The 25,722-nt window shown below is 62.9% G+C and carries 24 protein-coding genes and 1 pseudogene; 12 read left to right on the plus strand and 13 right to left on the minus strand.

All coding sequences use genetic code 11. The annotated features are described in order from the left end of the window. Positions 1–9 precede the first annotated feature (9 nt). Entirely contained in the window at positions 10–1,341 is a 1,332-nt protein-coding gene (locus WIN67_RS23795; RefSeq protein WP_102880704.1) for a DUF58 domain-containing protein, read from the plus strand. Positions 1,342–1,357: 16 nt separating this feature from the next. On the opposite strand, the gene WIN67_RS23800 is transcribed toward WIN67_RS23795, so the two are convergent. Beyond that, positions 1,358–1,717: a PilZ domain-containing protein gene (locus WIN67_RS23800; protein WP_102860531.1), complete on the minus strand. Its 360-nt coding sequence runs from the start codon at positions 1,715–1,717 to the stop codon at positions 1,358–1,360. 219 nt (positions 1,718–1,936) lie between these two features. Further along, a complete protein-coding gene (locus tag WIN67_RS23805) occupies positions 1,937–2,311 on the minus strand; it encodes a hypothetical protein (protein ID WP_102860530.1) in 375 nt (124 codons plus the stop codon). A 157-nt stretch (positions 2,312–2,468) separates the two neighbouring features. Between WIN67_RS23805 and pyk the strand changes: the two genes are divergently transcribed. After that, entirely contained in the window at positions 2,469–3,920 is a 1,452-nt protein-coding gene (gene pyk / locus WIN67_RS23810) for a pyruvate kinase (RefSeq protein WP_016963242.1), read from the plus strand. Positions 3,921–4,003: 83 nt separating this feature from the next. Here the strand turns inward: pyk and WIN67_RS23815 are convergent, their stop codons facing one another. Genes WIN67_RS23815 through WIN67_RS23825 form a run of 3 tightly spaced genes read right to left on the minus strand, consistent with a single transcriptional unit; the run spans position 4,004 to position 6,819 of the window. Then, on the minus strand, positions 4,004–4,753 hold the full coding sequence (locus WIN67_RS23815) for an enoyl-CoA hydratase-related protein (RefSeq protein WP_339070112.1): 750 nt from the start codon (positions 4,751–4,753) through the stop codon (positions 4,004–4,006). A 28-nt stretch (positions 4,754–4,781) separates the two neighbouring features. Continuing rightward, positions 4,782–5,720: an iron-sulfur-binding ferredoxin reductase gene (locus WIN67_RS23820; RefSeq protein WP_102880706.1), complete on the minus strand. Its 939-nt coding sequence runs from the start codon at positions 5,718–5,720 to the stop codon at positions 4,782–4,784. After that, positions 5,713–6,819, minus strand: a complete 1,107-nt coding sequence (locus WIN67_RS23825) for a GGDEF domain-containing protein (protein WP_102880707.1) — start codon at positions 6,817–6,819, stop codon at positions 5,713–5,715. Before WIN67_RS23825 ends, WIN67_RS23820 begins: the two co-directional genes overlap by 8 nt. Before the next feature lie 337 nt (positions 6,820–7,156). Between WIN67_RS23825 and WIN67_RS23830 the strand changes: the two genes are divergently transcribed. From WIN67_RS23830 to WIN67_RS23845, 4 genes are all read left to right on the plus strand, one after another. Further along, positions 7,157–8,680, plus strand: a complete 1,524-nt coding sequence (locus tag WIN67_RS23830; RefSeq protein ID WP_102860526.1) for a fumarate hydratase — start codon at positions 7,157–7,159, stop codon at positions 8,678–8,680. 153 nt (positions 8,681–8,833) lie between these two features. Then, complete coding sequence (locus WIN67_RS23835) at positions 8,834–10,600, plus strand: ATP-binding protein (RefSeq protein WP_339070113.1); 1,767 nt, start codon at positions 8,834–8,836, stop codon at positions 10,598–10,600. After that, positions 10,594–11,928, plus strand: coding sequence for a sigma-54-dependent transcriptional regulator (locus WIN67_RS23840; RefSeq protein ID WP_110651394.1), 1,335 nt, complete (start codon positions 10,594–10,596; stop codon positions 11,926–11,928). Before WIN67_RS23835 ends, WIN67_RS23840 begins: the two co-directional genes overlap by 7 nt. 284 nt (positions 11,929–12,212) lie before the next feature. Beyond that, the gene (locus tag WIN67_RS23845) at positions 12,213–13,535 is read left to right on the plus strand and encodes an MFS transporter (protein ID WP_047305837.1); all 1,323 of its coding nucleotides are present in this window, start codon (positions 12,213–12,215) and stop codon (positions 13,533–13,535) included. A gap of 97 nt (positions 13,536–13,632) precedes the next feature. Here WIN67_RS23845 and WIN67_RS23850 read toward each other — a convergent pair. Further along, a pseudogene (locus tag WIN67_RS23850) lies at positions 13,633–13,818 on the minus strand (hypothetical protein); the annotation flags it as partial. A gap of 421 nt (positions 13,819–14,239) precedes the next feature. Here WIN67_RS23850 and WIN67_RS23855 point away from each other — a divergent pair. Both WIN67_RS23855 and WIN67_RS23860 read left to right on the plus strand, forming a co-directional pair. Continuing rightward, complete coding sequence (locus tag WIN67_RS23855) at positions 14,240–14,692, plus strand: heme utilization protein (RefSeq protein ID WP_339070114.1); 453 nt, start codon at positions 14,240–14,242, stop codon at positions 14,690–14,692. A 164-nt stretch (positions 14,693–14,856) separates the two neighbouring features. Beyond that, a complete protein-coding gene (locus WIN67_RS23860; RefSeq protein ID WP_123394079.1) occupies positions 14,857–15,486 on the plus strand; it encodes a flavin reductase family protein in 630 nt (209 codons plus the stop codon). 9 nt (positions 15,487–15,495) lie between these two features. Here the strand turns inward: WIN67_RS23860 and WIN67_RS23865 are convergent, their stop codons facing one another. Both WIN67_RS23865 and WIN67_RS23870 read right to left on the minus strand, forming a co-directional pair. Continuing rightward, positions 15,496–15,768, minus strand: coding sequence for a hypothetical protein (locus tag WIN67_RS23865; protein ID WP_339070115.1), 273 nt, complete (start codon positions 15,766–15,768; stop codon positions 15,496–15,498). Between the two features lie 9 nt (positions 15,769–15,777). After that, positions 15,778–16,143: a putative quinol monooxygenase gene (locus tag WIN67_RS23870; protein WP_102880714.1), complete on the minus strand. Its 366-nt coding sequence runs from the start codon at positions 16,141–16,143 to the stop codon at positions 15,778–15,780. A 328-nt stretch (positions 16,144–16,471) separates the two neighbouring features. Here WIN67_RS23870 and WIN67_RS23875 point away from each other — a divergent pair, with 328 nt between their 5' ends. Continuing rightward, entirely contained in the window at positions 16,472–17,401 is a 930-nt protein-coding gene (locus WIN67_RS23875; RefSeq protein ID WP_102860520.1) for an AraC family transcriptional regulator, read from the plus strand. A gap of 25 nt (positions 17,402–17,426) precedes the next feature. Here the strand turns inward: WIN67_RS23875 and WIN67_RS23880 are convergent, their stop codons facing one another. Continuing rightward, complete coding sequence (locus WIN67_RS23880; protein ID WP_339070116.1) at positions 17,427–18,875, minus strand: aldehyde dehydrogenase family protein; 1,449 nt, start codon at positions 18,873–18,875, stop codon at positions 17,427–17,429. Next, entirely contained in the window at positions 18,872–20,509 is a 1,638-nt protein-coding gene (locus WIN67_RS23885) for a 5-guanidino-2-oxopentanoate decarboxylase (protein ID WP_339070117.1), read from the minus strand. Before WIN67_RS23885 ends, WIN67_RS23880 begins: the two co-directional genes overlap by 4 nt. Positions 20,510–20,662: 153 nt before the next feature. Here WIN67_RS23885 and WIN67_RS23890 point away from each other — a divergent pair, with 153 nt between their 5' ends. After that, on the plus strand, positions 20,663–21,544 hold the full coding sequence (locus WIN67_RS23890; RefSeq protein WP_102860996.1) for a LysR substrate-binding domain-containing protein: 882 nt from the start codon (positions 20,663–20,665) through the stop codon (positions 21,542–21,544). Between the two features lie 116 nt (positions 21,545–21,660). Here the strand turns inward: WIN67_RS23890 and WIN67_RS23895 are convergent, their stop codons facing one another. After that, on the minus strand, positions 21,661–22,275 hold the full coding sequence (locus tag WIN67_RS23895) for an NAD(P)-dependent oxidoreductase (protein WP_110651388.1): 615 nt from the start codon (positions 22,273–22,275) through the stop codon (positions 21,661–21,663). A gap of 76 nt (positions 22,276–22,351) precedes the next feature. Next, entirely contained in the window at positions 22,352–23,236 is an 885-nt protein-coding gene (locus tag WIN67_RS23900; protein WP_273906793.1) for an MBL fold metallo-hydrolase, read from the minus strand. Between the two features lie 114 nt (positions 23,237–23,350). On the opposite strand from WIN67_RS23900, the gene WIN67_RS23905 reads away from it, so the two are divergent. Then, complete coding sequence (locus WIN67_RS23905) at positions 23,351–24,256, plus strand: LysR family transcriptional regulator (RefSeq protein WP_339070118.1); 906 nt, start codon at positions 23,351–23,353, stop codon at positions 24,254–24,256. Between the two features lie 125 nt (positions 24,257–24,381). Further along, positions 24,382–24,558 (plus strand): hypothetical protein, encoded by a 177-nt coding sequence (locus WIN67_RS23910; protein ID WP_162884084.1) that lies wholly within the window; start codon positions 24,382–24,384, stop codon positions 24,556–24,558. Here WIN67_RS23910 and WIN67_RS23915 read toward each other — a convergent pair. Further along, entirely contained in the window at positions 24,551–25,465 is a 915-nt protein-coding gene (locus tag WIN67_RS23915) for a helix-turn-helix domain-containing protein (RefSeq protein WP_110651386.1), read from the minus strand. The two genes, WIN67_RS23910 and WIN67_RS23915, sit on opposite strands and share 8 nt — an antisense overlap. Positions 25,466–25,722 lie beyond the last annotated feature (257 nt).

A 25,722-nucleotide genomic window follows, 5' to 3' on the forward strand; every position in this document is an offset into this window, starting at 1 on the left:
CCCACACTGATGAAGCCGACTCGTCTGTTGCTGATCTGGCTGGGCACCCTGACCGGCCTGTACATCCTTCTGGGAACGGTGCGTGCCCTGGGTATCGAGGCGGTGCCGCGCCTGGACTCGATCGCCTGGGGCCTGTTGCTGGCGCTGTTGCTGCTGGCGCTGCTGGATGCCCTGCGCTTGTCGCGCCTGGCGTCGCCCGAAATACAGCGTCAGTTGCCCGGCAGCCTGCCACTGGGACGCTGGAGCGAAGTGCAACTGGAGATCCGCCACCCTTATCGGCAAGCGCTTGAGGTGCAACTGTTCGACCATCCGCCCCAGGGCTTGAGCTTTGAGCACCTGCCACAATCGGTGAGCCTGGAGCCGGGCCAGGTCAGCCGTGTGGGGTATAGCGTGCGACCGCTGCAACGAGGGCATTTCAACTTCCACCAGTGTGAAGTCAGCCTGCCCAGCCCCTTGGGCCTGTGGAGCGCCAGACGACGGTTGAAAGTCCACGACAGCTCGCGGGTCTACCCGGACTTCGCCCGCCTCTATGGCGCGCAGTTGCTGGCAGTGGACAACTGGCTCAGCCAACTCGGTGTGCGCCAGTTGCAACGCCGCGGGCTGGGCCTGGAGTTCAATCAACTGCGGGAGTTTCGCGAAGGCGACAGCCTGCGACAGATCGACTGGAAAGCCACCGCCCGCCAGCGCACGCCCATCGCCCGGGAGTATCAGGACGAACGCGACCAGCAGATCATCTTCATGCTCGACTGCGGACGCCGCATGCGCAGCCAGGACGGCGAGCTGGCGCACTTCGACCATGCCCTCAACGCTTGCCTGCTGCTCAGCTATGTCGCGCTGCGCCAGGGGGATGCAGTAGGCCTCTACAGTTTTGCCGGAGAACGCTCGCGCTACCTTGCGCCAGTCAAGGGCTCGGCCCAACTGAGTGTGCTGCTCAACGGCGTCTACGACCTGGACACCAGCCAGCGTCCAGCCGACTACCAGGCTGCAGCCAGTGAATTGCTGGCGCGGCAGAAGCGTCGGGCGCTGGTGGTACTGGTCACCAACCTGCGGGATGAAGACGACCAGGAGTTGCTGACTGCAGTCAAACGCATCAGCCGCCAGCACCGGGTACTGGTGGCCAGCCTGCGCGAGGAAGTGCTCGATCAGTTGCGCCAAAGCCCAGTACAGACCTTGCCCGAGGCGCTGATCTACAGCGCCGCCGTGAACTACCTCAATAGCCGGGCCGAACTGCATGAACGCCTGAGCGCCCACGGCATCGCCCTGCTCGACGCCCGTCCAGGCGAGCTGGGGGCGGAGCTGGTCAGCCGGTATCTGAGCTGGAAGAAAGCCGGCAGCCTGTAGTGGGCTGCCGCGACATTCAGGCCGATGTCTGCAACGGATGGAAGCTGAAGTAGTGCCGCAAGGCCTGCTCCAGTTCAGCGAATTCGGCGGTCGCCCGCAGCAGGCTGAAACCGCTGTCGTACTGGTGAGGGGTCAGGTCCTCATGGCACCACAGGCAACAGGCGCTGAAATCGATGAACTGCGTCTGTCCATCACTGCCGGGGACTTTCACCCGCAGCTCGAACTCGGCACCGATCAGCATCGGCAACTGGCTGATCAACATCAGCCCGTCAGCGGAAATATTGCCCAGGTAACCGACAGGCTTGTCGGTAAACCGGTTGAAGACTTTCAAGTAGGACGGCAGTTGATGCCGCTCGATCCGAGGTTCCGTGAACATGCTGGGTATCGCTATGAAAGGTCATTAAGCATGACCGCACTAGTGCTTCGGAACGGGCCTTGAGTAGCGGCTCGTTCTCCCGGATTCGAGGTGCGAGGAAAATCTTCACAAGGATTTCAACGCCACTGCGCCAGGCAGGAACCGTGCAGTGTTCGAACAACCTGTACAAATGTTAGCTCAAGCGCGAGGGGCAATTACACTGCCCCTGACCGGTATCGCTTACAACGCTGTACGGCGAACTTGTGCTGCACCGTTTGCCGGGTAATGCCCCAGTTGCTGCAAGGTGTCCAGGCGGGCACGAGCACGGTAGGCGTATTCGCTGCTGGGGTACTGGGTAATGATGAACTGATAAGTCTGCGCCGCATCGACAAACAACTTCTGCCGCTCCAGGCATTGCCCGCGCAGCATCGACACTTCCGGCTGGATGTAAGGCCGCGCACGGCTGTTGCGGTCGACCTGGCTCAACTCGAGCATCACGCTCTCGCAGTTGCCGCGGTCATAAGCGCGGTAGGCGTTATTCAAATGATGGTTCATGGACCAGCGGGTGCAGCCGACAACACTGACGGCCAAGATAGCAATGAGTACGAATCGCATGGGGTATCTCCTGTCTTGTGCAGTGTATCGACTCATCGGCAAAAATCTTCAAGGTTGTTGCGGTAAACAAACAAAGCAATAAGTAGTGCAAACGAACAATGACTACAACTTCGGAGCATAGTAGCCTCTCGTTGCGCTTGAACTCAGGAGTCCGTGCATGTCCGTTCGTCGTACCAAAATCGTTGCCACCCTTGGCCCAGCCAGTAACTCGCCGGAAGTTCTCGAACAGTTGATTCTCGCGGGCCTGGATGTTGCCCGTCTGAACTTCTCCCACGGCACTCCGGACGAGCACAAGGCTCGCGCCCAACTGGTCCGCGACCTGGCCGCCAAGCACGGCCGCTTTGTGGCCATCCTCGGCGACCTGCAAGGCCCGAAAATCCGCATCGCCAAATTCGCCAACAAGCGTATCGAACTGAAGATCGGTGACAAGTTCACCTTCTCCACCGTGCACCCGCTAACCGAAGGCAACCAGGACATCGTCGGCATCGACTACCCGGATCTGGTCAAGGACTGCGGCGTCAATGACGAGCTGCTGCTGGACGACGGCCGTGTGGTGATGCGCGTGGAAACCGCCACCGCCACCGAGCTGCACTGCGTGGTGACCGTCGGCGGCCCGCTGTCCGACCACAAAGGCATCAACCGTCGTGGCGGCGGCCTGACCGCTCCGGCCCTGACCGAGAAAGACAAGGCCGACATCAAGCTGGCCGCCGAAATGCAAGTCGACTACCTGGCCGTGTCCTTCCCTCGCGACGCTGCCGATATGGAATACGCGCGCAAACTGCGTGACGAATCCGGTGGTACGGCCTGGCTGGTGGCCAAGATCGAACGCGCCGAAGCCGTGGCCGACGACGAAACCCTCGACGGCCTGATCAACGCCAGTGACGCCGTGATGGTGGCCCGTGGCGACCTGGGTGTGGAAATCGGCGACGCCGAGCTGGTGGGCATCCAGAAGAAAATCATTCTTCACGCGCGCCGCCACAACAAGGCAGTGATCGTCGCGACCCAGATGATGGAGTCGATGATCCAGAACCCGATGCCGACCCGTGCCGAAGTGTCCGACGTGGCCAACGCCGTGCTCGACTACACCGACGCGGTCATGCTCTCGGCAGAAAGCGCCGCCGGTGCCTACCCGCTGGAAGCGGTCCAGGCCATGGCGCGGATCTGTGTCGGTGCGGAAAAACACCCCACCAGCAAGACCTCCAGCCACCGCATGGGCAAGGTGTTCGAAAGCTGCGACCAGAGCATCGCCCTGGCCGCCATGTACACCGCCAACCACTTCCCGGGCGTGAAGGCCATCATCGCCCTGACCGAAAGCGGCTACACCCCGCTGATCATGTCGCGCATCCGTTCCTCGGTGCCGATCTATGCCTACTCCCCGCACCGTGAAACCCAGGCGCGTGCAGCCATGTTCCGCGGCGTCTACACCATCCCGTTCGATCCGGCTTCCCTGCCGCCTGAGCAGGTCAGCCAGGCTGCGATCGACGAGTTGCTCAAGCGCGGCGTAGTAGAGAAAGGCGACTGGGTGATTCTCACCAAGGGCGACAGCTACCACACCACCGGCGGCACCAATGGCATGAAGATCCTGCACGTTGGCGACCCGATGGTCTGAGCCCTGGCTCGCTGAACGCAAAAGCCCCGGTGGTGGAAACCCCGGGGCTTTTTTATGTCCGTCCTTCCCTGTAGCGACAGGTGTCAGCCTTTGGCGAAAAAACCCGACAAGGCGGCGATGGCTTCTGGTGAACGCAGGCGCTGAGTGAACTGCGCGCCCTCTTCTTCTATTACCTGGCGCAGTTGCTCACGGTAGGGAGCCTTCATCAGGCGCTTGCTCACTTGCACCGCCTCCGGCGCCAGTTGGCTGAAACGCAATGCCGCCTCCCTGGCTTTGGCCAGGGCTGCCGCGCCATCTCCCAGGGCCGCAGTGGCAATGCCCCAGGCCGCCGCCTGTTCACCGCTGAAGCCTTCGCCGAGCAGCAACAACTCAGCGGCCTTGGCCTGTCCCAGCAAGCGCGGCAGGATCAGGCTCGAGCCAAATTCCGGGCACAGCCCGAGGTTGACGAACGGCATGCGCAACCGTGCATCACGGCTGACATAGACCAGATCGCAGTGCAGCAACAAGGTGGTGCCAATGCCCACGGCCGCGCCGGCCACCGCAGCCACCACCGGCTTGCGGCAATCGAGCAGGTTGCGCATGAACTGGAACACCGGGCTGTCGAGGTCCCTGGGCGGCTGTTGCAGGAAGTCGACGATGTCGTTGCCGGCGGTAAAGCATTCACTGCTGCCGCAGATCAGCAGGGCATTGATTTGCGGATCGGCGTCCGCCTCGGCCAGGGCTTGCGCCAGACGACTGTACATGGCACGGGTCAGGGCGTTTTTCTTGTCGGGGCGGTTCAGGCGCAGGGTCAGCAGCCCGCCCTCGCGTTGCAGCTCGATGGCATCGGTCATGAAGATCTCGCTCTGGAAAAATCAGCGCTCAACCACGGGGCAGGAACACATCGGCCAGCAGTTGATTGCGCGGCAGCCCCGCCAGATACAGGCGTCGGGCAAAGGCATCGACACTGTCGGGGTGCCCGCAGAGTAAGGCCTGGGTTTGCCGGGAAACAAGTCGCAGTTGCGCCAGGGCCGTCGTCAGCTGCGCCCCCTGCCACAGCTCCACACTCAGCTGGGGACGGTTCGCTGCCAGGGCTGCCAAGGGTTTGGCCAGGTAATGCTCGGTGGCGTCATGGGCCAGGTGAATGATGCGGATAGGGCCTTGGTGATCCTGACGCAAGGCTTCGCGCAACACCCCGAACAAGGGCGCCAGGCCGGTTCCCGAGGCCAGCAGCCAGAGCGGTCGCTGCTGCCAGTCCGGATCGTAGTGCAAGGCGCCACCGCGCAACTCGCCCAGGCGGATCGGGTCGCCCAGTTGCAACTGGCGTGCGGCGTCGCTGAATTGTCCCGGATGCCGGCAGTCCAGATGAAACTCCAGGAAGCGGTCCTCTTCCGGCAGGCTGGCCAGGGAATACGGCCGGGCGATCTGGCTGGTGGTCCACAGCACCAGGTGCTGGCCGGCGCGATAACGCAATGGCCGCTCAGGTTGCAGACGCAAGCGCAGGACTGTGGGCGATAGCCAGTCGAGCCCGACCACTTGGGCTGGCCGGCCATCGCGCAACGGATCGAAAGTCTCGACCTGCAGGTCCTCCACCACCTGGCACTGGCAGGCCAGGCGCCAGCCGCGGCGGCGCTGTTCATCGCTCAGGGCATCCGGCCGACTGTCGTTGGGCAGGCCCTGGACGCAATGCACCAGGCAGGCATGACAACTGCCGGCGCGACAACTGTAGGGCACCGCCACACCGGCCTGATTCAAGGCATCCAGCAGGTTGCTTGCGGGTGCCACCGACCAGCGCCGGCTGCCCACGGTCAATTCAGGCATCGAGGTTTTCCCAGGCGGCGGAACAACGATTGCGGCCGTCGCGCTTGGCCCGGTACAGCGCCTGATCGGCGCGTTGCAGGGCATTGTCCAGATCATCACCGGCCTGCAGCAGGGTCATCCCTGCCGACAGGCTCAGGTCACGCACATTCAGGCCCACCAGTTGCACCTCCATGAAGGCCAGGCGCAGACGCTCGCAACAGGAGGTCAGGCGCTCGGCATCACAGTCGGGCAGGAGCACCACAAACTCCTCACCGCCGTAGCGGGCCAGTACATCACCGTCCCGCAGGCAGGCCGTGGCCACCGCGGCGAACGCCTGCAGCACCTGATCTCCTGCCGCATGGCCGTGAAGATCGTTGATGCGCTTGAAATGATCCAGGTCGATCAGCGCCAGCCCATGCATCTGCTCCTGGTCCATGGCCTGCAACTCACGGCTGGCGATACGCAGGAAGTGCCGGCGATTGAACAGCCCGGTCAACTCATCGGTAGCCACCAGATCTTCCAGTTGCCGCATCATCCCCCGCAAGGTGTCCTGATGGGCCTGCAAGGCAAAACGCCGCTGCCGCATGCGCGAACGCGACGCCTGGACATAGGCAGCGTACAGGCACATCCACACCAGTATCACCAGCAGCACACAGACTTGCAGCGCCGCCAGCTGGGGATCGTCGAGGACAAAGCGATAGCCGTCCCACAGGTTGACCCCGGCAAAACAGAAGAAGATCAGCGCCGCGCAACGCAGGTAGGCCCGGCGGGATAAATGGAACAGGCCGAACAGCAGCGGCAGGATATAGAACACCAGGAAAGCGCCCCGGGCCTGATCCAGGTGGGCGATCAGCCAGGTCTGCCAGGCAATGCCCAGGACCACTTGGACTTCAGTCAGGCTGGGGTCGGCAAAGCGCAGGTTGCGCCCGCTGATGAACACCCAGCACAGCAGGCCCTGAGTGGCCAACACCAACCCCGAGGCCAACAGCGCACTGCTGGTGGAGGCGCGATAGTGCCCCGCGAGAACCGCCAGCCAGAACAGCAGCAGGATCAGTCCGTAGGTGCCCGCAGCAATGGTGAAGCGCTTGAGTAACAAGCTCTGGATGGCTTTATGGGTCAATCGTTGACTCACCGTGAGAAAGGAGGCTTAAAGAGTTTCCTACCCTGCTGGCCAGTTGCAACTTTAGTGCTGCGCCCGGCAAATGACTATCCAAATTTTAAGCCGTGTTCTGCGGTTTTGCCGCTGATTCAGGCAAGAACAGTGCCCATCCGATGGGCGACTTTCGTTTGCCCGGCTGGCGGGTGTGCCGGGCCCCCAGGCGCGGTATACTGCCGCGCCTTTTTAGCGTCGCGCCAGTTGTCTGTCCGGCGTGCCTTAGAAGGTGTCTGCAACCGACCGATACACCCTGCTGCAGCCACCTTATTAAATGTTCCCGTCTTTTAGAGGAGCGCGACTCATGACCGTGATCAAGCAAGACGACCTGATTCAGAGCGTTGCCGACGCCCTGCAGTTCATTTCCTACTACCACCCCGTGGACTTCATCCAGGCGATGCACGAGGCCTACCTGCGCGAGGAATCGCCGGCCGCTCGTGACTCCATGGCACAGATCCTGATCAACTCGCGCATGTGCGCCACCGGCCACCGGCCGATCTGCCAGGACACCGGGATCGTCACCGTGTTCGTTCGCGTGGGCATGGACGTGCGCTGGGACGGCGCCACCATGAGCCTGGACGACATGATCAACGAAGGCGTGCGTCGCGCCTACAACCTGCCGGAAAACGTCCTGCGCGCTTCCATCCTGGCCGACCCGGCAGGCGCCCGGAAAAACACCAAGGACAACACCCCGGCGGTGATCCACTACTCCATCGTTCCCGGCAACACCGTGGAAGTGGACGTGGCGGCCAAGGGCGGCGGCTCCGAGAACAAATCGAAGATGGCCATGCTCAACCCGTCCGACTCTATCGTCGACTGGGTCCTCAAGACCGTACCGACCATGGGTGCCGGCTGGTGCCCACCGGGCATGCTGGGCATCGGCATCGGCGGCACCGCCGAGAAGGCTGCGGTGATGGCCAAGGAAGTGTTGATGGAATCCATCGACATCCACGAGCTCAAGGCTCGCGGCCCGTCCAACCGCATTGAAGAAATGCGCCTGGAGCTGTTCGAGAAGGTCAACCAACTGGGCATCGGCGCCCAGGGCCTGGGTGGCCTGACCACGGTGCTCGACGTGAAGATCATGGACTACCCGACCCACGCCGCCTCCCTGCCGGTGTGCATGATCCCCAACTGCGCCGCCACCCGTCACGCGCACTTCGTGCTCGACGGCTCGGGCCCGGCCGCACTGGAAGCGCCACCTCTGGACGCCTACCCGGAAATCGTCTGGGAAGCCGGTCCGTCGGCACGTCGGGTCAACCTCGACACCCTGACCCCGGAAGACGTGCAAAGCTGGAAGCCGGGCGAGACCGTGCTGCTCAACGGCAAGATGCTCACCGGTCGCGACGCGGCGCACAAGCGCATGGTGGAGATGCTGAACAAGGGTGAAACCCTGCCGGTAGACCTCAAGGGTCGCTTCATCTACTACGTCGGCCCGGTTGATCCGGTGGGCGACGAAGTGGTGGGCCCGGCCGGCCCGACCACTGCCACGCGGATGGACAAGTTCACCCGGCAGATCCTCGAGCAGACCGGCCTTCTGGGCATGATCGGCAAGTCCGAGCGTGGCCCGACCGCCATCGACGCGATCAAGGACAACAAGGCCGTGTACCTGATGGCCGTCGGCGGCGCCGCCTACCTGGTGGCCCAGGCGATCAAGAAGTCCAAGGTCCTGGCCTTCGCCGAACTGGGCATGGAAGCGATCTACGAGTTCGAGGTCAAGGACATGCCAGTGACCGTCGCCGTCGACAGCAAGGGCGAGTCGGTCCACATCACAGGTCCTGCCATCTGGCAGAAAAAGATCAGTGACAGCCTGGCGGTAGAAGTGCAGTAAGCCCTTCTCACGTTTGGCCAAAGCGGCGGTACTGTTGAGACAACAGCCCGTCGCTTTTTTTATGCCGCGCCCTTTCGCGACACTGTCGGCGATCAACGTTCCACCCGTCGCTCATGCTATCGTTCCCGCCCCCATTGCAGCCTGCCCCGACTCATGGCCCAGATCTCTCGCCCTCTCCGCTTGACGTTCTATATCCTGGTTATTCTCGCTGGCACCGTCATCAGCGCCGGCCTGGCCATGCGCCACGCCGAACGCCAGACGCTGGTGGAGGATGCCGCCCGAGCCAATGAACAGCTAGGGCTGTATGCCAACTCGCTGCACACCCTGATCGAACGCTATCGCGCCCTGCCAGCGGTGCTGGCCCTGGACCCGGAACTGCGTTCGGCACTTCAGGGCCCGGTGACGGCAGACACCCAGGATGCACTGAACCGCAAACTGGAAAAGATCAACGGCGCCGCCCGCTCCTCGACCCTGGAACTGCTGAATCATGAAGGCCTGGCCGTGGCGGCCAGCAACTGGCGACTGCCCAGCAGCTATGTCGGCCACAACTATGGTTTTCGCCCCTACTTCAAGCAGACCCGCAGCCAGGGCAGCGGGCGTTTCTACGCCGTGGGCGTCACCAGCGGCATTCCGGGGTATTTCCTCTCCAGCGCGGTCAAGGCCGACAACGAGGACTTCCTCGGGGCCATGGTGGTCAAGCTGGAGTTCCCCGAACTGGAGCATGAATGGAGCCAGGGCAACGACACCCTGCTGGTGAGCGACGCCCGGGGCATCATCTTTATCGCCAACCAGCCCGGCTGGCGTTACCGGCAGTTGCAACCGCTGTCCGCAAACGACCTGGCGGAGATCAAGCTGACCCGTCAGTACGACAAGCAACCGCTGACGGCGCTGCAACATACGACCCTGCAAATATTCGACGACAACAGCAGACTGGTCCAGGTCGAAGGCCCCGAGGGCGTGGCCAACTATCTCTGGGAATCCCTGCCACTGACCGCCGAAGGCTGGACCCTGCACCTGCTGCGCAAGCCGGCCAGCGCTTTCGAGGAAAGCCGCAATGCCGGGCTGGCGGCCGCCGGTGCCTGGCTGACCCTGGTGTTCCTGTTGCTGTTCCTCAGCCAACGCTGGCGCTTGGGGAAAATCCGTCAACGCAACCGTGAAGAGCTGGAGCAATTGGTCCAGGAACGCACTCGGGATCTGCGCACCGCCCAGGAAGGCCTGGTGCAATCGGCCAAGCTGGCCGCCCTGGGGCAGATGTCCGCGGCCCTGGCCCATGAAATCAACCAACCCCTGACCGCCCAGCGCATGCAGCTTGCCACGCTGCGGCTGCTGCTGGATCACGGCCGGGTGGATGAGGCTTACAAAGCCCTGCGACCATTGGACGACATGCTGACCCGCATGGCCGCCCTTACCAGCCACCTCAAGACCTTCGCCCGCAAGAGCCCCAGCGGCCTGCGCGAACGCCTGGATCTGGCTGCGGTGGTGGACCAGTCGCTGCAGTTGCTGGAAACCCGGCTGCGTGCCGAAAACATCCAGATCGAGCTGCACCTGACCCGCCCGGCCTGGGTTCGCGGTGATGCCATCCGCCTGGAGCAGGTGCTGATCAACCTGCTGCGCAATGCCCTCGACGCCATGCAGAACAAGCCTGAAAAGCACCTGCAGATCAGCCTCGAAGCCGAGGACCAATTGTGGCAACTGCGGGTCGCCGACAACGGCGGCGGGATCGCCGAAGAGCACCTGCTGAGCGTGTTCGACCCGTTCTTCACCACCAAGCCGGTGGGCGATGGCCTGGGCCTGGGGCTGGCCGTGTCCTACGCCATCGTCCATGAACTGGGGGGACGCTTGAGCGCCGCCAACCAGGATCAGGGCGCGGTGTTCACTCTCAGCCTGCCCATCGATCTGGAGGCGCACATCCAATGCTGAACTCGGTAATCGTGGTGGATGACGAGGCCAGCATCCGTACCGCCGTCGAACAATGGCTGAGCCTGTCGGGGTTCGAGGTCCAGCTGTTCAGCCGCGCCGAGGATTGCCTGGCGCAACTGCCGAAGAACTTCCCCGGGGTGATCCTCAGCGATGTGCGCATGCCCGGTATCAGCGGCCTGGAGCTGCTGGCCCAGGTCCAGCGCCTGGACCCCGACCTGCCGATCATCCTGCTGACCGGTCACGGTGACGTGCCCATGGCGGTCGAGGCCATGCGCGACGGTGCCTATGATTTCCTGGAAAAACCCTTCAGCCCCGACACCCTGCTCAGCAGCCTGCGCCGGGCCCTGGACAAACGCCGCCTGGTCCTGGAAAACCGTCGCCTGCACCAGCAGGCTGACAGCCGGGCCAAGCTCGACGCCACCCTGCTCGGCATGTCCCGAGCCCTGCAGACCCTGCGCCGCCAGGTACTGGATCTGGCCGCCTTGCCCGTGAATGTGCTGATCCGAGGTGAAACCGGCAGCGGCAAGGAATTGATCGCCCGCTGCCTGCACGACTTCGGTCCCCGGGCCGGCAAGCCCTTTGTCGCCCTGAACTGCGCAGCGATCCCCGAGCAGCTGTTCGAGGCCGAGTTGTTCGGCCATGAAAGCGGCGCCTTCACCGGCGCCCAGGGCAAGCGCATCGGCAAGCTGGAGTACGCCCATGGCGGCACGCTGTTTCTCGACGAGATCGAAAGCATGCCCCTGGCCCAGCAGGTCAAGCTGCTGCGGGTGCTGCAGGAGCAGAAACTGGAACGCCTGGGTTCCAACCAGAGCATCAAGGTCGACCTGCGGGTGATCGCCGCCACCAAGCCCGACCTGCTGGAGGAGGCCCGAGCCGGACGCTTTCGCGAAGACCTGGCCTATCGCCTGACCGTCGCCGAACTGCGCCTGCCGCCACTGCGTGAGCGCCGCGAGGATATTCCACAGCTCTACGAACACTTCGCCCAGGCCGCCGCCGAGCGCCTGGGGCGCAGCGTCGCGCCCTTGAGTGGCGCCCAGTTGAGCCGCCTGCTCAGTCACGACTGGCCAGGCAACGTGCGCGAACTGGCCAACGCCGCCGAGCGTCAGGTGCTGGGCCTCGGGGAGCCGGAAGCCGAAGTCCTCGAAGCCGGCCAATCCCTGGCCGCGCAGCAAGAAGCCTTCGAAGCCCAGTGCCTGCGCGCAGCCCTGACTCGCCACAAGGGCGAGATCAAGGCCGTGCTCAACGAACTGCAACTGCCGCGCCGGACCCTGAATGAAAAAATGCAGCGTCACGGCCTGACCCGGGAAATGTTCCTCAAAGACCCATAACCCCCGCCTGTAGGAGCCGGCTTGCCGGCGAACAGGCCCTCAAGCCAGGTGCAGCCCCACCCACACCCGCAAACGGCAAACCGCCCGAACGCGCCTCCCAGGTGCCGCGCACCTTTCGGCAATTTCCCGCCTACCCCACAGGCACCCATAGGCGGATTTCCGCTCATCACCACCGATCAAACCCCTCTAGCCCGGGCCTCTTGTCCTTGGCACAGGTCCTGCTATAGCCCCAGCAGGCTGCGCTTGCGCGCGCTCCACAAAAACAATGAATAGAAGGGTCCGTCATGGATATCTCTAATACCCTGCCTGCCGGGTCGGCGGCTGCATCCGCCACCGAAAAGACCACCGCCAGCCGCCTGAAGTCGATCTTCAGCGGTTCCGTGGGCAACATGGTCGAGTGGTACGACTGGTACGTCTACGCGGCATTCTCGCTGTACTTCGCCAAAGTCTTCTTCCCCAAGGGCGACACCACCGCACAACTGCTGAACACCGCCGCGATCTTCGCCGTGGGCTTCCTGATGCGCCCGATCGGTGGCTGGCTGATGGGCCTGTACGCCGACCGCAAAGGCCGTAAAGCCGCGCTGATGGCTTCGGTGCTGCTGATGTGCTTCGGCTCGCTGATCATTGCCCTGACCCCGGGTTACGAAACCATCGGCGTCGGCGCCCCCATCCTGCTGGTACTGGCGCGCCTGATGCAGGGCCTGTCGGTGGGCGGTGAATACGGCACCTCGGCCACCTACCTCAGCGAGATGGCGACCAAGGAACGTCGCGGCTTCTTCTCCAGCTTCCAGTACGTGACCCTGATCTCCGGTCAGCTCATCGCCCTGGGAGTACTGATCGTGCTGCAGAACATTCTGACCACCGAGGAGCTGCAATCCTGGGGCTGGCGGATTCCGTTCGGCATCGGTGCCCTGTGTGCGGTCGTGGCCCTGTACCTGCGTCGCGGCATGGAAGAAACCGAGTCCTTCACCAAGAAGAAAGAGAAGCCAAAAGAAAGCCTGATGCGCACCCTGATGCGTCATCCCAAGGAACTGATGACCGTGGTCGGCCTGACCATGGGCGGCACCCTGGCCTTCTACACCTACACCACCTACATGCAGAAATACCTGGTGAACACCGTCGGCATGAGCATTTCCGACTCCACCACCATTTCTGCCGCCACGCTGTTCCTGTTCATGTGCCTGCAGCCGGTGATCGGTGCACTCTCGGACAAGGTGGGCCGGCGGCCGATCCTGATTGCCTTCGGCATCCTCGGCACCCTGTTCACCGTGCCGATCCTCACCACCCTGCACACCATCCAGACCTGGTGGGGCGCGTTCTTCCTGATCATGGCGGCACTGATCATCGTCAGTGGCTACACCTCGATCAACGCGGTGGTGAAGGCCGAGCTGTTCCCCACTGAAATCCGTGCCCTGGGCGTGGGCCTGCCCTACGCGCTGACCGTATCGATCTTTGGCGGCACCGCGGAATACATCGCCCTGTGGTTCAAGAGCATCGGCATGGAAACCGGCTACTACTGGTACGTCACCGCCTGTATTGCCTGTTCGTTGCTGGTCTACGCGACCATGAAGGACACCCGCAAGCATTCGCGGATCGAGACCGACTGATAGAAAAACGGCGCCCGGGTGCAAGGCCCGGGCGCTTTTTGCGCGATCTGTGGGGAGGCTTTCGCCGGCCAGCCGGCTCCTACAGATGATCAACAGATCAGGCAAGTGCGGCGATGCCCTGGCACCCATAGCGGTTCTGGGCCCAGGTCGCCCCCACGATCATCACCAACACAATCCCCGCCAATCCCGCCAACGAGCCGATGATGCCGAAGTCCAGGCCACCCTTTTCATGGGGCTTGCTGAGGAAGTCGCGCACATTCGCGCCAAACGGCCGGGCCATCAACGACAGATCACCTGCGGTGTTATCCGGGATCGTCGCGCCGATGTTCATGACCCAGAAGGCCTGAGTGATCTGGGGGAGTTTGTTCACGGGCAAGGAAACTCACGGCGACGCCTACGAGTGAGTCTCGTCATGGGGCTGGCTGAAAGAACCACTGAAGGTTTTTTGTGCTGTTTTATCCGCCACCTGAACAATTAATGATCAGTTAATGACGCATGCGCAGTCTGACAGTGAATCCAAGTTGCGACTTGGCACGTATCTGTAGTGAGGCCTGGGTGCGGTAATCGGTGGTCAGGAATGACGGCCTACATATCGGTAAATTCGATTTTAATTAGCATTAATTTGCGCTTTTTAATCAAATTTACAGGAGTAGGATTCATTCCAAGCCCAACGCAAACACCTCAACAAACCTGGAGTCACCACCATGAAAAGCAAACTGATCCTCGCCCTGACCCTGTCGGTACTGACTGCCAATACCTTCGCCGCTGACGGTTTCGATCGCACCGGTTCCGCCACCTTCGCCGAAAACGGCTACGACCGCACCGGCTCCGCTACCTTCGCTGCCGACGGTTACGACCGCACCGGTTCCGCCACCCTCGCTGCCGACGGCTATGACCGCACCGGCTCCGCCACCTTCGCTGCCGACGGCTATGACCGCACCGGTTCCGCCACCCTCGCTGAAAACGGCTACGACCGCACCGGCTCCGCCACCTTCGCTGCCGATGGCTATGACCGCACCGGTTCCGCCACCCTCGCTGAAGACGGCTACGACCGCACCGGTTCCGCTACCTTCGCTGCCGACGGTTACGACCGCACCGGTTCCGCCACCCTCGCTGCCGACGGCTATGACCGCACCGGTTCCGCCACCATCAGTTGATCGATTCACCTGACACCACAGCCCGGCTTCGGCCGGGCTTAGTCTTTTCTGGCCGAGGAAAATCTTTCGCCCCCTGGATCAACCGAGGCCCGGACGCTGGAATTCGACCAGAGCGCACTGCACTATGGCGCCCTTCACTCGCCCCACAGCAGGAACCTTGAGCCATGTCCGACGATATCCACTTTTACCAACCTGCCCTAGGCCACGGCCTGCCCCATGACCCGTTCAATGCCATCGTCGGCCCGCGTCCCATTGGCTGGATTTCTTCCCAGGATGCACAAGGCCGGCTGAACCTGGCGCCTTACAGTTTCTTCAATGCCTTCAACTACATTCCGCCGATCATCGGGTTCTCCAGCGTCGGGCGCAAAGACAGCCTGAATAACATCGAGGCCACCGGAGAGTTCGCCTGGAACCTGGCCACCCGGCCCTTGGCCGAGCAGATGAACCAGAGCTGCGCCGCGGTCCCCGCCGAGGTCGACGAGTTCGAACTGGCCGGGTTGAAGACCGTGGCCTCGAAGATCATCAGCGTGCCCCGGGTTGCCCAGAGCCCGGTGTCCTTCGAATGCAAGGTCACCCAGATCATTCAGTTGCAGCGTGCGGACAAGGAGCCGGTGCCGAGCTGGCTGATCCTCGGCGAAGTGGTCGCCGTGCATATCGCCAAGTGGCTGCTCAAGGACGGGATCTACGATACCGCCGCGGCAGAACCCATTCTGCGCGGCGGCGGACCGGCGGACTACTTCCAGTTGGGACCAGAAGCCCTGTTCAAGATGCACCGCCCAGGAGCGGTCAGGTAGTTCGGCGACTCAGTGACGGTGAAAGCTCAGTTCGCCGTCTTGATCGACGTCGGCCAGCTGTTCGAGGTGTTGCGCGGCAGCCTGGTCGGCTTCGTGAGCGGTCTTGAATGTCTGCTCAACCAGGACTTTATGAAAGCGTGGAGCCCCTGAAGCGCCCAGGGCTTTGACGGCGATCGCTGCGCTGTATCCCCCCTCCCCTGGAACCACAGCGGAAACTGCTTCGTAGTGTGCAAACTCTTTACGTGCCATGTTGCTGATCCTGGCCAATGGAAAGTCGGCCATTCTAAACCTTCAACTGGCCAGCTTGTGCAGCGGCGCACGCTGTAGCTGCGCGTACTCTCCATGAGCCTCAAGCGCCGACACCGTGCTGAAGGTGTGGAAGTCCAGGCTGTTGACCACCAGGTCCTGCACCAGCTCGGCGAAGATGGCCATGGTTGGCGAGTTGAAATAGGCGGTCATGCTCTGCTGGCTGCTCCAGAAGCCGGACACCAGCCACAGGTCGGCATCGCACTGCGAATGCTGCAGAGCAAAGTGCAGGCAACCGCTGGCCTGGCGCGATGGTTCGATCAGGCTGCTCAAGCGCGCACCCAACTCAGTGGAGCGCCCGGCCCGGGCCCGAACAAAAGCCATGTGACTGACGGGAATATGCGTGGACATGTGGAACCCTCCCAGGGTGTTGTCGAGGCAGCCGGGGACGGGCTGCGACAGAATCAACGATACGGGGCGGGCCCACTTGCGCGTTAGTCGATTTCTGCCGTTGATTTGCCCAATCCTGCGACAAGCCCGCTGCTGCAGCGCATGGGCGGCGACAGGGCACAGAAGCGTTACAACGGTGTTTCAAGCAAGTGAAGCCCCCGAGCATCGGCTCATCTTGTCTATCTCGCGCGCAAGCAGCAGGATCAGGCAAGTTTTACGCAGAATTCGCCTACCCGCGACTCTTGCACAAACTTAAGCTGTGTCGACTGCAAACACCCCGAGGCGCCCCATGTCATCACTGGATACCCTGCCGCCGCCCCTGGCTCCGGAGATGGAACGCCAGCGCGTAGAACTGGCCGCGATCATTGCGCGCAACACCACTGAAGATGGCAGCTATGCCACTGCCATCGACTCGCTGTTTGTCTCGCGCCACAGCACTTCCCATCACTTCGGCTCGGTGCTGGCGCAACCGGCGCTGTGCATCATGGCCCAGGGCCGCAAGGAAGTGCGCCTGGCCGATGAAAGCTACAACTACGACCCGCTGAATTACCTGGTGGTGTCGGTTTCCGTGCCACTGAGCGGCAAGGTGGCGATCGTTTCGCCGCAAGAGCCGATCCTGGCCCTGCGCCTGGACATCGACCCCGGGGAAATCAATGCACTGATCGCCGACGCCGGCCCTCTGGGCGTGCCCGCCCGGCCCACCGGACGGGGCCTGTACGTAGAGCGCCTGGACCCGGCGATGCTGGACGCCGTGCTGCGCCTGACCCGCCTGCTGGACACCCCGAAAGACATCGCCATGCTCGCGCCGCTGGTGCGTCGGGAAATTCTCTATCGCCTGCTGCGCAGCCCCCAGGGCCACCGTCTGTACGAGATCGCCACCGCCAACAGCCAGGGTCACCGAGTCAACCAGGCCATCAAGTGGCTCAACGGCAATTTCGTGCAGCCGTTGCGCATCGATGACCTGGCCCGGGAAGTGAACCTGAGCGTGTCGACCCTGCACCACCGCTTCAAGGCGATGACCGCCATGAGTCCCTTGCAGTACCAGAAACAGCTGCGTCTGCAGGAAGCCCGGCGCTTGATGCTGGCCGAAGGTCTGGAAGCTTCGGCGGCGGGGTATCGAGTCGGCTATGAAAGCCCGTCTCAATTCAGCCGTGAGTACAGCCGACTGTTTGGCGCGCCGCCCTTGCGGGACATGGCGCGCCTGCGGGTTGGCGGGTAACCCGGGTTCACCGGCAAGCCGGCGCCTACAGCGCGCGGATTACGTGTTTGAGCTCCTGGAAGGCTTGCAAGCCCCAGGGGCCCAGCTCGCGGCCGATGCTGCTCTGCTTGTAGCCGCCCCAGGCAGTCTGGGGAAAGATCACCTGGGGGGCGTTGATCCACACCAGGCCGGCCTGCAGGGCATTGGCCACCCGCTCGGCATTGTCCACGTCCGCCCCCACCACACTGGCCACCAGGCCGAACTCGCTGTCATTGGCCAGTTCGATCGCCTCTTGCTCGCTGCTGAAACTGCGCACACAGAGCACCGGGCCAAAGATTTCGTCACGCCACAGGGCACTGTCCAGCGGCACCTCGGTGAACACCGTGGGCTGGATGAAAAAGCCCTGCTGCAGCCCGGCCGGGCGGCCGCCGCCACAGACCAGCTTGGCACCGACATTCAGGCCACGATCGATGTGCGCCAGTACTCTGTGGTATTGCGCCTGGTTCACCAGGGCGCCCATGACCACCTCGGGGTCGAACGGGTCGGCCACCCGAATGCCTTCGGCCCGGGCCTTGAGCCGCAAGAGGAATTCATCGGCCAGCTCGTCGGCGACCAGTACCCGGCTGGTGGCGGAGCACATCTGCCCGGCATTGAAGAAGCCACCGCCACAGGCCAGTTCCACCGCCAGGTCCAGGTCGGCATCCGCCAGCACCAGCAAGGATGACTTGCCCCCCAGTTCCAGGCTCACGCCCTTGACGGTTTCCGCCGCCCGCTGCATGACCTGGACGCCCACCGCATTACTGCCGGTGAAGGAAATCTTCGCCACTCGCGGGTCCGCCGCCAAAGGCGCACCGACCGCCAGGCCCGTCCCGCAGACCAGGTTGAACACCCCGTTGGGCAAGCCGCTTTCGGCGATGATCGCCGCCAGTTCCAGCTCCGGCAGCGGGGTGACTTCCGAGGGCTTGAGCACCACGCTGCAGCCGGCGGCCAGGGCTGGCGCCAACTTCCAGGCCGTGGTGACCATAGGGAAGTTCCACGGCACGATCAGCCCGACCACGCCACAGGGCTCACGACGCAGGCGCGCACTGAAATCCTCACTGGGCAGCGGCACATTCGCATCCTGGGTAACGTCCAGCCCCTCGGCCAGCCCGGCGTAGTACTCAAAGGTGGCAATGACATCGTCCACATCCATGGCCGCCTCGAACTGCGGCTTGCCGTTGTTGCTCGACTGCAAGTGCATCAGTCGCTCCCGGCGCTCGGCCACGCCGGCAGCGATCTTGCGCAGCACCGCGGCACGCTCGCTGCCACTGCTTTGCGCCCATCGGGCAAGCCCCGCCGTAGCGGCCTGCAGCGCCTGATCCACGGCTTGCGGCCCGGCGCCCGCCACCCAGGCCAAGGGCGCCTCGGTGGACGGGTTGATCACCTGCAGGTGCTCGCTGCCTGCCGACCATTGGCCGTCGATGTACACACCGTTCAACAGGTGCGGCGAACTCATGCCTGTACTCCTTGAGTCCAGCGATTCTGGTCAACTTCAATCAAGGTCGGTCCCTGGCGGTCAACGGCCATGCGCAGGGCCGCACGCAGTTGTTCGACACTGTCGATGCGCTCGGCTGCGCACCCGAGGCCCTTGGCCACGGCAATGAAATCCGGGGTGTAGATGTCGACGCCGACTGGCTCGATGGCCCGATTGACCATGTATTTCTTGATCTCTTCATAACCCTGGTTGTTCCACAGCAGGACGATGATCGGCGTGCGTGCTTCCACGGCGCAGGCCAGTTCCGCCAGGGTGAACTGCAAGCCGCCGTCGCCGATCAGGCAAGCCACCGGCCGCCGCGAGCTGGACTGGGAAGCGCCCCCGAGCCAGGCACCGATGGCGGCCGGCAAGGCATAACCCAGGGTGCCGTAGCCGGTGGACGAGTTGAACCAGCGCCGCGGCTGCTCAGGATTGAACGTCAGGTTGCCGCTGTACACCGGCTGAGTGGAATCGCCCACCAGGACGATCTCCGGCAACTCCTGGACCACGGTTTCCAGGAACAGGGTCTGGGCCCGGGTCGGCGTGTCCCACAGGTTCTCGAGTTCGCTGCGCAAGGCCGCGGCGCGGGCCTGGCCCCAGTCGCTGCTGCGCTCGCTCAAGGTATGCCGGGACAGCTCTGCCAGCAGGGCTTGGGCTGCGTTCCCGGCATCGGCCACCAGTGCCACTTTCGGTGGGTAGTTGCGCACCGTTTGATCGGCATCGATATCGATCCGCAGCAAGGCCCTGGGAATTTCAAAGCCGCCGGCAAAGGTCACGTCGTAATCGGTTTCCGCCAGTTCGGTGCCTATGGCCAGCACCACGTCGGCCTCGGCCACCAGGGCACGGGTTGCCACCAATGACTGGGTGGAGCCAATCAGCAGCGGGTGGGCCGACGGCAACATGCCCTTGGCGTTGATCGTCAGGGCCACCGGAGCCTGCAGCAGTTCCGCCAAACGGGTCAGGGGAGCGGCCGCATCAATGGCGCCGCCACCGGCCAGGATCAGCGGGCGCTTGGCCGTCGCCAGCAGTTGACTCATCCGGGCGACAGCGTCCGGGGCAGCACCGGCACGGGCAATGGTTACCGGCTCGCTGGCCAGCAGATGATCGGCATCCTGAACCAGTACATCGAGAGGAATCTCGATATGCACCGGACGTGGGCGTCCAGCCTGGAACAGGGCGAAAGCCCGGGCCAGCACCACTGGCAACTCGTCGGCGCTCATCAGGGTATGGGAAAACGCCGCCACGCCGCTGACCAGCGCACTCTGGTTCGGCAGCTCATGGAGCTTGCCGCGCCCGCCACCCAGCTGGCTGCGGGTCTGCACGCTGGAGATCACCAGCATGGGAATCGAGTCCGCATAAGCCTGGCCCATGGCGGTGGTGATGTTGGTCATGCCGGGGCCGGTGATGATGAAACACACACCGGGCTTGCCGCTGGTGCGGGCGTAGCCGTCGGCCATGAAACCGGCACCTTGCTCATGGCGCGGGGTGACATGCTGGATGGGCGAGCGGGCCAGGCCGCGATACAACTCGACGGTATGCACCCCAGGAATGCCGAACACCTGCTCAACCCCATAACCTTCAAGTAACTTGACCAGTACTTCGCCGCACGTCGCCATCTCATCGCCCTTCTTATTGGTGGAATACCCGACTGACTGCCGACTGAAAAACTCAGCAGACGTCGGGAGGGCTATTGGAACGGTGAGGCTGTAGCCGCAACAATGGATAAAAAGTCATACTAGCCATGTCCTCACGTCATGCCTTGGCTGCCCATGAAACGCTTGCCTCCCCTGCCCGCACTGCACACCTTTCTGGTCACCGCCCAGTGCTGCAATTTCACGCGCGCTGCCGAGCAGTTGCACATCACCCAAGGAGCGGTGAGCCGACAAATTGCCGGCCTGGAAAGCCATCTGGGTTATCCGTTGTTCCAGCGCCATGCCCGGGGCTTGAGCCTCACTAACGAAGGGGCGCAATGGTTGCCGCGGGTGCAGCAGGTATTCGAACTGATCAATGGCGCGGTGGATGACATCGGTGGGCAGAGCCGCAACCTGCGCCTCAAGGCGCCGACCTGTGTGATGCGCTGGCTGCTGCCACGGCTGCTGCAGTGGCAGAGGGAGCGCCCGGATGTACCGGTGCAACTGACCACCACCATTCAGCACGGCGTGGATTTCAGCCGCGAACCCTTCGATGCCGCCGTCATGTACGGTGCCCCGCCGTCCCCGACCCTGGGTTCGCGTCACCTGTTCAATGAACAACTGACGCCGGTCTGCTCGCGACCGCTGCTGGAGGGCCCGGTGCCCCTCAAGAACCCGGCGGACCTGCAACAGCACTTGCTGCTGCATCCCTCCCACGATCAACGGGACTGGCAAAGTTGGCTGAAAGCCGCCGGCACGCCACTCAATACCCTGGGCAAGGGTCAGCATTTCGAGACCCTGGACCTGGCGATGTCCGTGGCGTCCCAGGGAACGGGCGTGGCGATTGGCGACTGGGCGTTGATTGGCGACGACCTGAGTGCCGGACGGCTGGTCATGCCTTTTGAACTGAAGATCCCGACGGGCCAGGCGTACTATCTGGTCTACCCGGAGCACCCAGGGCCTGCGGCGGCCTTGCAGGAACTGCTGGACTGGCTGGTGGAGCAGGCCAAACAGCGCTGAATGAGAAACCCCTGCTGCCGGCAGACAGCAAAAAGGCCCGCGAGGGCCTTCAACACTGATCGGAACTCCCCGATAACCGCCAACGGCAGGCGGCTACCGGGGCAATCGGCCGCTCATCAGTAACCGACGGTGAAGCGCTGGCGGCGGTGGGCCGGCTTCTCCACTTCATCGAGCATGGCGATGGCGTAGTCGGCGAAGCTGATCCAACTGCGCCCCTGGGCATTGACCAGCAGATCGTCCTGGCCCAGGCGGAACTGCCCGGTGCGCTCACCCTCAACGAACTCCGCCGATGGCGAGAGGAACGTCCAGTCCAGATCCTGTTCCTTGCGCAAGGTGTCCAGGTACACGCCACCGGCGCTGGCCTCGGCCTTGTACTCCTCCGGGAAACCGGGGCTGTCGATGACCTTGCCACCACCGGGCAGCAACAGCGAACCGGCACCGCCCACCACCAGCAGACGCTTGACCCCGGCCTTTTTCACCGGATCGATGATGGCATCGGCCGGGATGGTGGAAAAATGCGCGGCACTGATCACCACATCGTGGCCGGCTACCGCCGCTTGCAATGCAGCACTGTCGGCCACATCCACTTCGCGGGTGAGCACGCCGGCACGCTGGCCGATCTTCGCCGTGTTGCGGGCGATGGCGGTGACGCTGTGACCACGACGCAGGGCCTCTTCCAACAGTTGGCTGCCGGCACGGCCGGTGGCACCAATGATTGCGATCTTGCTCATGACATGTCTCCAGTTGGCTGGGTTCTGAAAGAGTACAGGGGCATCCGCTCCCCGAGGGGAGCGGGTCAAACCGGTTTCACCACTTCATTTCGCCCTTGGCAACCTTGGCGCTCAGTTCCAGGGAACTGTCTTCGCCCAGGTCCGGGTAACGCTTTTTCATGGCCGCGATCAGCGCAGCGGAGTCTTTGGCCTTGGCCGTCTCTTCATCGAAGGCCTTGATGTAGTCCGCGGTGAAGTGCACCGGGGCCAGGGAGCGTGCGCTGTCGCCGAGGAAGTGCCCGGGGATCACAGTCTTGGGCTGCAGGCCCTCAATGGTCTTCAGGGTGCTCAGCCAGTCCTGGTGGGACTGCGGGGTCTGGGTATCGGCCATCCATACGTGGATGTTTTCCGCGACCACCACACCACCGACTACCGCCTTGATCGACGGAATCCAGACAAAGCTGCGATCCGGTTGCTTGCCGTCCAGGCCGATGACTTCGAGCTTCTGCCCTTCCAGGGTCAGGCTGTGGCCCTTGAGTACGCCGGGCACGATGGTCTTGGCCGGAACGTCAGCGCCCATTTTCGGGCCCCAGAACGCCAGCTTGCCATCCACCGTAGCCTTGATGTGATCCACTGTGGGCTGTGAGGCAACAACCTTGGCATCAGGGAAGGCCGTGGTCAGGGTGTCGAGGCCGAAGTAGTAATCCGGATCACCGTGGCTGATGTAGATGGTGGTCAAGTGCTTGCCACTGGCACGGATCTTTTCCACCAGTTGCTGGGCCTGGGATTTGCCGAACTGGGCATCCACCAGGATCGCGTCCTTCTTGCCGCTGACCAGTACCGAGGTCACCGGGAAGATGGCATTGGCCCCCGGGTTGTAGACATCCAGCTTCAGGCTGGGCTCGGCGGCTGCGGCATGGGCGGCAAAACCCAGGGTGGCGGTGGCCAGCAGCAGGCGTTTAAGAGAGGTGAATCCGATCATGAGGGCAGCTCCAGCATCTGTTGGCTTGGTGAGAAGTGGACAAAGCTTAGTTGCCAGACTCGTTACAAAAAATGCGATGCTTGAACATAGTTTGTTTCTGAAAGCGGGCAAATCATGGATCGTCTCCAAGCAATGCGGGTCTTTGTCACCGTTGTGGACCTGGGCAGCCAGTCGGCCGCCGCCGACCACCTGGACCTTTCACGGCCGGTGGTTTCACGTTATCTGGCGGAGCTGGAGGATTGGGTCGGCGCCCGGTTGATGCACCGCACCACGCGCAAGCTCAGCCTGACCGCGGCCGGCGGCGAGATCCTGCCCCGCTGCCGGCAGATGCTGGAACTGTCCAACGATATGCAGGCTGCGGTGGGCGAGCCTGATGATGCGCCCCGCGGGCTGCTGCGCATCAGCGTCAGCACCTCGTTCGGCCAGTCACAACTGGCGGAGGCGGTGGCCGACTACGTCAAGCGTTATCCCGGTGTGAGCATCGATCTGCAGATGCTCGACCGCACGGTGAACCTGGTGGATGAGCGTATCGACTTGGCGATCCGCACCAGCAACGACCTGGACCCGAACCTGATCGCCCGACGCCTGACCATCTGTCGCTCGGTGATCTGCGCCTCACCGATCTACCTCCAGGAGCACCCGGCGCCACAACGGGTGGAGGACTTGAGCCAGCACAACTGCTTGACCCACTCCTACTTCGGCAAAAGCCTGTGGCATTTCGAACAGGACGGCGAGCAAGTGTCGGTGCCGGTGCAGGGCAATATCAGCGCCAACGAAGCCAGTACCCTGCTGCGCACCACAGTGGCCGGCGCCGGCATCGCCATGCTGCCCAGCTACCAGGCCGGGGAGTACATCAAGCGGGGAGAACTGGTGCGCCTGCTGCCCCATGCCGAACCCCGCAAGATGAACATGTACGCGGTCTACGCCTCGCGCAAGCACATGCCGGCGACCTTGCGCAGCATGCTGGATTTCCTGGTGCTCAGGTTTCCCCAGGAACCGCTCTGGGATGTGGGGCTGTAGACACGATCCAGCGGTTCAATACCTCGCCAAACAGGCTGGGCAGCAGCCTGGCAAGCCCCCGCAACTGACCTATGCTGATATCAGTGCCCCTGAAAACACGGGGTATTGGTTCAGAGGTCGTTGCCATGAACGTCAAGACAAGAAGGTACCTGGCCATCTTCATGACCTGCACCATGACCCTGGCGCTATACGGTACCGCCGCTTATCGCGTCGAGCAGGCCCGCATGCAACAGCGCAACTACGCCAGTTGCAACCTGGAACGCTGCATTCCCCACAACGCCACCTTGAACGCCCTCAGGTGAGCGGCAACGCCCCAGGCTCCCCCGCCTGATCGGCCTTGAGCCGGTCGCGGAACACCTTGGGCGAAATCCCCTCGCGGCGTCGGAACAGCCGGGTGAAATTGGTGGGATCGGAAAAGCCCAGGTCATCGGAAATCTCGTAGATGGTCATCCCGGTGTAGGTCAGCAGGCGCTTGGCCTCCAGCAGTTGACGCTCGTGCATGATCTGCAGCGCCGGTTGCCCGGCCAGCTCGCGGCAGGTGCCGTTGAGGTGCGATACGGAGATGCCTAGCTTGTGAGCCAGGTCCTCGACCTTCACATGCTCGCGATAATGGGCCTCCACCAACTGGATAAAACCGTTGAAATACTCCCGGGCCCGCTGAGGACGCTGACTGGAACTGCTGCGCTGCAGTGCCTGGCGACCAATCCAGACCACAATCATGCTCACCAGGGCGTGCATGATCATTTCCCGAGCCGGCTGCTGCCCTTGATACTCATTCTGCAAGGCACTGAACAAACCGTTCAGGTACTGCGCATCCTCCCGGGCCGGGTAGCTGCAAGACGTAGCCAGGGTATTTTCCGAACGCCCCAACTGAGCTTGCAAATGGCTCAACAGCGGCGCCGCCAGAGTCACGACATAACCTTCGACATCCTCGGAAAATCGAAAGCCATGGACCGATAACGGCGGCAACACCTGGATCATCGGTTCATCCAACAAGGTCCGCTGGCCTTCGACCTCCAGTTCGGCCTGCCCTCGGAAGACGAACAGCAATTGGCCGAGATCGGCATGCCGATGGGGTTTTATTTCCCACTGGTGCTCACGGCTGCGTTGACTGATGGACTCGCAATGGAGCAGATCCGGGGTGGGCCACTCCAGGCTCTCGCCATAGAGTTTGAACACGGGAATGGCAGCAAGGGCAGGCTTGTTCATCACTACAGTCCAGGCCTCAGAGTAACGGGGGGGGGAGAATTGCACCGCTGAAAAAAAGCTCAGGTAACCGCCAGGTTTCATCGGCCCATTGACGGGTTCAGCCAGGAAAAACGCAAGCACCGGCAACACAAATAAACATTCGTACAGCCAGGATTCAGGAAGCCGGCACCGAGCGCACACTATACAGAATGCGTCCCATTACACATCAACACCAAGTGCCACAAAGCTTTTCGAGAGCGGTGAATCCAAGGCGCTTT

The sequence above is a fragment of the Pseudomonas idahonensis genome (assembly GCF_037903935.1).
GTDB classification, from domain to species: Bacteria; Pseudomonadota; Gammaproteobacteria; order Pseudomonadales; family Pseudomonadaceae; genus Aquipseudomonas; species Aquipseudomonas danubii.